This is a genomic window from Bombilactobacillus mellis (genome assembly GCF_000967245.1).
Classification (GTDB): Bacteria; Bacillota; Bacilli; order Lactobacillales; family Lactobacillaceae; genus Bombilactobacillus; species Bombilactobacillus mellis.
Genome location: NZ_KQ033877.1, coordinates 751,826 through 758,224 on the forward strand (window position 1 = coordinate 751,826; position 6,399 = coordinate 758,224).

General features: G+C 32.0%; 2 protein-coding genes and 1 pseudogene. All 3 read left to right on the forward strand.

Going from position 1 to position 6,399, the window contains the following annotated elements:
* A partial coding sequence (locus JG29_RS03690) for a hypothetical protein (RefSeq protein WP_232297079.1) occupies positions 1-399 on the forward strand: 399 nt, incomplete at its 5' end.
* 477 nt (positions 400-876) lie between these two features.
* Positions 877-996 (forward strand): annotated as a pseudogene (locus JG29_RS09020) (TetR/AcrR family transcriptional regulator); the annotation flags it as partial.
* 1,785 nt (positions 997-2,781) lie between these two features.
* A partial coding sequence (locus JG29_RS03695) for a BspA family leucine-rich repeat surface protein (RefSeq protein ID WP_045922547.1) occupies positions 2,782-6,399 on the forward strand: 3,618 nt, incomplete at its 3' end.

Consider the following 6,399-nt stretch of genomic DNA (forward strand, 5'->3'; position numbering starts at 1 on the left):
ACTTTGGCCAGTGTCCCTAACCAATTCGATTATGGAAATAAGATTATGGGAATAAAGCAAATATTAACGACTGCAGAAAACCAGAACTTTAAAGTAACAGATACTCGTTCTTTACGAGCTGGTCTGACATGGAAAGTAAATGTGACTGCCAGTGACTTAACATCAGGAGATAAACAAATTAAAAATAATAATGAGAGTCTGTTTGTATTTGGGCCTTCTAACATACCACTTGATTCAAGCAAAACTATATATAATGAAACTAGTACCGGTGATATCACTGAATATTATTGGAGTTTTAAACCTGAGGAAGGCATAAAATTAAATCTTCAAAGTAATTCGGTTCCAAAAAGTGGCACATATAAAGGAACTATTAATTATGAATTGGTAAATTCCGTATGATAGACTACCAAAATTTAGCATAATATTTAATTCATCCAATCAGGAACTATTTAAACAAATCCTAATGTGAGAAAAATTTAGATTTTTATCAAATAAGTTAATTTTAGTACACGATATCGATATTTAATCGAAACCGTGTATTTTTTAATTAAGTATCTCTGTTGCTAGAAATAATCTGGTATTGCTTACTTTAAATTATTTCTAACTAGCTCAATTGTTTTAATATATTTGTACCAAGTTGAAATTTGTTTTATCAGTTTATTGACTAAATGATAGCCTATTTCTTTAGTTGGTATCTTATTAATAATTAGGGTTAGTATTTAATTGTTATGTATTACTACAACTACTCTCTTTATTATTTGTTTGTAACTAATAATTAGTTATATTAGGAATAGGAATAAATATGAGGATATCCAAAGAAAAAATTATTAATGCTGCAAAAAAGTTGTTTTCGGAAAAAGGGTAAAAGCCACCTCTGTACATGAAATTACGAAGCAGACTGGTTGTTCCCATAAAACAATCTATCTATATCTTACTAACAAACAAGAATTGTTTAATTTAATAGCAATTGAGCCTTTAACTGTTCTCTATGAATAATTTTTAGATATTTATAAATTAAATTTAACGGATGAAGAAAAGTTAAAACTGTTATGCAATAAGTATCTTCAGTTTAGCATTGAACGGCGAAGTCTTTATCCTTTCATCAGTAACTACGATGGGAAAATATTGATAAAAATAAATTTTTGACAAGATAAACGCACAAAAAATGAAAAGTCTAAATATTTTAAAACAAATACCAGAATAATTATTGGAAAAGGATTTTCTCGAAGAGGTTAAAACTAATTTAGTGAGAGTAATTTTTTACATAGGGCAATTTTAACTTATGTAGTGTCTCTTGAACTTAGCAGTTCTCTGATACCTAGATTAAACAAAATAGTGGATGATATTATTGATTACACAATTTTCTAAAACAATATCAAAAGAAATAAACTTAAGCCCTCATATAGCAAAAACTGAATTTAATTTAAAATTTCTTATTGTCAACTGTTAGGTTGTAAAAAATAATGACAACATGTTTATTATTGATTGCGGCAAGAAAATTATTTAGGAGTATAGTTTATAATTGCGCACAAAAAATTGACAATGTTAAAGGAATCTTATTGACATATGGTCATTTTGATCACGCTCATGGGGTAAATGGAATATATCAATCCAATCCTGAAATACTAATATTTTGAATTATCCAGATAGATTAGTATATGCCAATGTTCATAAGCCTTTTTCAAGAGTTTTAAAATATGAAAATCATTTTTATAATTTAAATGGTCTAATTATCATACCTGCTTCTGGTCATTCTCTCGGCCATCATGTTTTTTACATAAAGAAGATAAAGTTTTAATAACTGGAGGGTCTTTATACCTCTAAAAACGGAAAATTGAAGTCTTCAATGAAAATTTTTAGAATCAATCACAGAAATCAGGAAAAGAAATTATTAAGAAATTTAAACCTCAAATTGTTAGTATATGACACGGCAAAGATTTATTTGCATGACCTTAATATTATAGAAGGTAAAATTTAACTATGAAAAATGTGATTATTATTGATATAGGAATAATATGTTGTTCTGGAAAAATAAAAGGGAAGTAACTTTCAATTTATTTAAAAACAGGGGTGGATTAGTTAGATTAAACGTCATTTCTACTAAGAAATTTCATACATGTTTTATGGAGGAAAATAAACTTTAGATGTGGTTGCTGGAAGTTCAATACCAAGTACTTTCATTGTATTATCAGAACACATAGGCAATATCAAATATGAATCTGTAGTATTATCTTTCAAAGGCGGGACTACTTTAGAGTTATAAAACAAAAAGGTAAATTATAACTTTGAGAAAATAAACATTCAGCAATTTTAAATAATATTATTGACAAGAATTACACAAATGCTAACATTTAGGTATAATGTAAAGGAAGCATAAATCTGACAATTTATATCAAAATAAATTTGTAATTTAATTCCTATAAAAAATAAATTTACTCTCATAATCATATGTAATCGCTTAAATGTTTGTTGTGAAATTCAGCAATGAAGACAAATAGATTACTTTTTTGGCAGTAGGGAAACATCTTTTAAAAGGGGGTCATTACTATTTTATTTATCACAAATAGTAATTTTTAGAGAGAATATTGTTAATAATAATTCTGTGTTTAACTGTATATGTTATAAAAATGGATGAGGCGAGGTTTATTTACATATGACCGGTAAAAAGAAGACTTGATTCAGTTTTTCTATGAGCTTTACTAACGAAGAATGTAGTTCAATTGTTTAATTGTAGATTTTATTTAATTTTTAAAATAGGAAACCTGAGAGGGGGGCTCTAGTATGAAAAAATTATGTCTTAAGGTTAATTTAATAAAAAGTAATGCAGCTGGGAAAGTAATTAATATTTTTATAACCACAGCTTTATTTTTTATTGTCAGCATGTTTTTTTCAATTTCAGCTTATGCTGCGACTATATCGTCTCCTAGCGATTCTTTAATGCCGATAACGAACAAGCCTTTATCAGCTTCTCAGCTGGCAGCACAACGAGCTGCTGATTTTTCCTCTGTATTAAATAAAATTATTAAACAGCCCTTCGCTTCGAGCAACAGTGTCATTTTTGACGCAGATGATACTCAAAACTTCTTTTCTACCACTGGAACGGCTACTGTTGACTACTCACCCACGGGTAGTTGGGGCACTATTAATTTGAATCCGGATCAAGAAAATCAAACTGGTGCTGTGACTTTGAATACCGCAATTGATATGACCCAAGACTTTCACTTTTCTTGGAAAGTAAGAATTCTTGCTGCTGATACTAAAAACCTGGGTGATGGGATCGGCTTTGTCTTACATCCACTCTATAAACCGGGAGAAAATATTACTGGTTCGAGTCAACCTTTGCCCCCTTATTTCGGGCGTCATAGCAAGGATGGCTCATCTGTTACTACTGCAAATGATCCAGAGAATGGTCAAAATCTTAATTCAATTGGACTTAACGGGGGCAATTTAGGTATTAGTGATTTAATGAATGCTTTTGGCTTTAAAATTGATACTTATAATAACGATTATAGGTGGGATGGAGGTAGTAGTTCTAACACCTTTTATGGTGATTATAGCCATACTACTTATAATGTTTATGGGCAAAAGGACTTTGATAAAAACTACGTTTCCTATAGTAATCCCTATGGTGCTTTTGTCACCACCGATTATACTGGTTATTCCACGATTGATGATAATCATATAAAATTAGATGGTTCTTCCTCCAATATTAATGGTATTAATATTACAAATCAGCAATGGTGGAAAATGGATATTGATAAAAAGGACAATACAATAACTGTTGCCATCTCTGATCCTGATAATTCAAGTAAGTCTGTCAGCGTTTCTAAAAATATTTCTTTGATAGGTAATAAAACTGAATATGGGTTCGCCATTTTGGCATCCACAGGGAAAGCTCATGAAAGCAATCAAATCAAAGATATTAATGGTAATTTTACTCCAGCAAAACCGACCTTAGTTACACGTTATTCAGATGAAAACGGTAGTGATTTACAAGAACCTAAGGTTACTACTAATAATATGGGCGTTAACTTTACAGATACAAATAATCAACCTACTATTTCCAAGGATGGTAAAACCTACAAACGCGCTCAAGTTAATGGAACTTTATATAAACCAACTACTCCTAACGGTTCTACTAAGGTGTTCAAACAATTAGCTAATAAAACAAATCTTGGAGAAAATAATGTAAATGTAACTCAAGCTGATAATAATACAATAAAGGTTAGTTCTCAATATAATAATGTGATTGTCTTAAACTATGTTTATCGTCAACAATTGACTTCTGGCAGTGCTAGCAGTACTAATGATTCGCCGATTACATTAGGCCTAAAAGTTAAGGTTAATAATGGATCGTATGGAGATAAAGTTGATGTTCAGCGAGGTGATACACTAACTTTTCAATATACAGCGACTAATAAATCTGGACCTAGTCTATGGCAGGGAGTGACAGCGGTACAGTCGTTAGCCGGTATTTTAGAACCCCCTGTTAATTTACCGGCAGATGTGACATCGAAATCGGGATTAGTCTATATTCCTTTATTAAATACAAAAAATAGTAGTAATAATTTACTTCCAAACGCTTCTGACACTAGTTCTGGAACTCGTGAAGTATCCTTCAAATATAAAGGGGCAGATAATGCCAAACTAACTGCTCAAGATGGGCAGATAACTGTAACGCCTATTAGTAATACTGGTGAAGCACCACAAGCTCAGATTACTTCTAAAGTAGCCGTTTATGATCAATCACAGCAATTAATTGATTCTGATGGTAAACAACTTTACGGTTCTTATTTTTATTGTGGCGAAAATGATAAGTCGCCTTTAGCTAATCCCAATCCACCAGATCCAAATAAAACTTACACTCCCGACGATTTAGGCAACCACATTCCTGCAACTAATACAGTTAACTTACATGAAATCATCTGGTGGAGAGTTGATGATAGCGGTAAATTAACAATTTATCCTTATAATATTGATTTGAATACTCAGTCGGCCGCAGATTGGCCTTGGGATAGTCAGCGTGATAATATAAAGTCTGTTGATATTAGATCAGGTGTTACAGCCGTAAATTCAATTAATTCTATGTTTGCTAATATGCCTCATCTTACTCAAATTGACTTAAGTAATTTTGATATGAGCAAGGTAACAGATACATCTGCTATGTTTAACGGCAGTTCCAGCTTAAAAGAATTGCACTTAGGACAGCAGACCTATTTTCCTAAAGATCCTAATTTAACACTTGCACCAGGAAAAGGCGAACTTTTTGATCCCAATGACAAGAATTCAAACCATAATAATACCACTAAATGGCAAGCAGTTGGGAATAACGGAACTGTTAAGAATCCGGTAGGTGATGATATAACGGCTGAAGATTTAGTTAAGTTATATCAGCAACAGCCTACTATTTCTCAACCAAATACTCCAGAAACCTATACTTGGGATCAGCGTTGGTGGGATGTAGACAATAAAAATACATTAACTATTTATCCAACTACAATAAACGTCGATGGCAATAAAACTACAGATTGGCCTTGGGACAGACAGAGTAAGGATTCGAAAACTGATAATTTACGTGATACTATTGTAAAGATTGTTATTAGTGAAAAAGTAACTGCTAAAAATTCCTTACGATCAATGTTTGCTAATATGCCTAACCTTACAAAAGTTGAAGGTTTGACTAATTTAGATACTAGTGAAGTCACTAATATGCGAACTTTATTTTGGAAAGATTCTAAATTACAACAGATCGACTTAAGTAATTTTGATATGAGCAAAGTAACAGATGCAGCTGCTATGTTCAAAGGGGATAACTCTTTATGGAAAATTATCCTAGGACCAAAGGTGCAGTTCCCGACAACTCCGGATAATCCAATTATGGATGCACCCGGAAATAATACTCCTTTTCCTGAAAATTCTGATTATGTCAGTCGTAGTAAAAATTGGAAAGAAGTGAGGGAACAAGATAATGATTACACACCAACAGGTTCTGTTAAATCGGGAAAAGAATTAAGTAGATATCAGGGTGATAATAAAACGACATATACTTATGTCTGGGAACCATCTTTAGCAGGCTATTTGACTTTGGCCAGTGTGCCTAACCAATTCGATTATGGAAATAAGATTATGGGAATAATACAAATATTAACGACTGCAGAAAAACAGAACTTTAAAGTAACAGATACTCGTTCTTTACGAGCTGGTCTGACATGGAAAGTAAATGTGACTGCCAGTGACTTAACATCAGGGGATAAACAAATTAAAAATAATAGTGAGAGTCTGTTTGTATTTGGGCCTTCTAACATACCACTTGGTCCGAGCGAAACTATAATTAATGGAACTAGTAAAGCTGATACTACTGAATATTCTCGGAGTTTTACACCTGAGGCAGGAATAAAA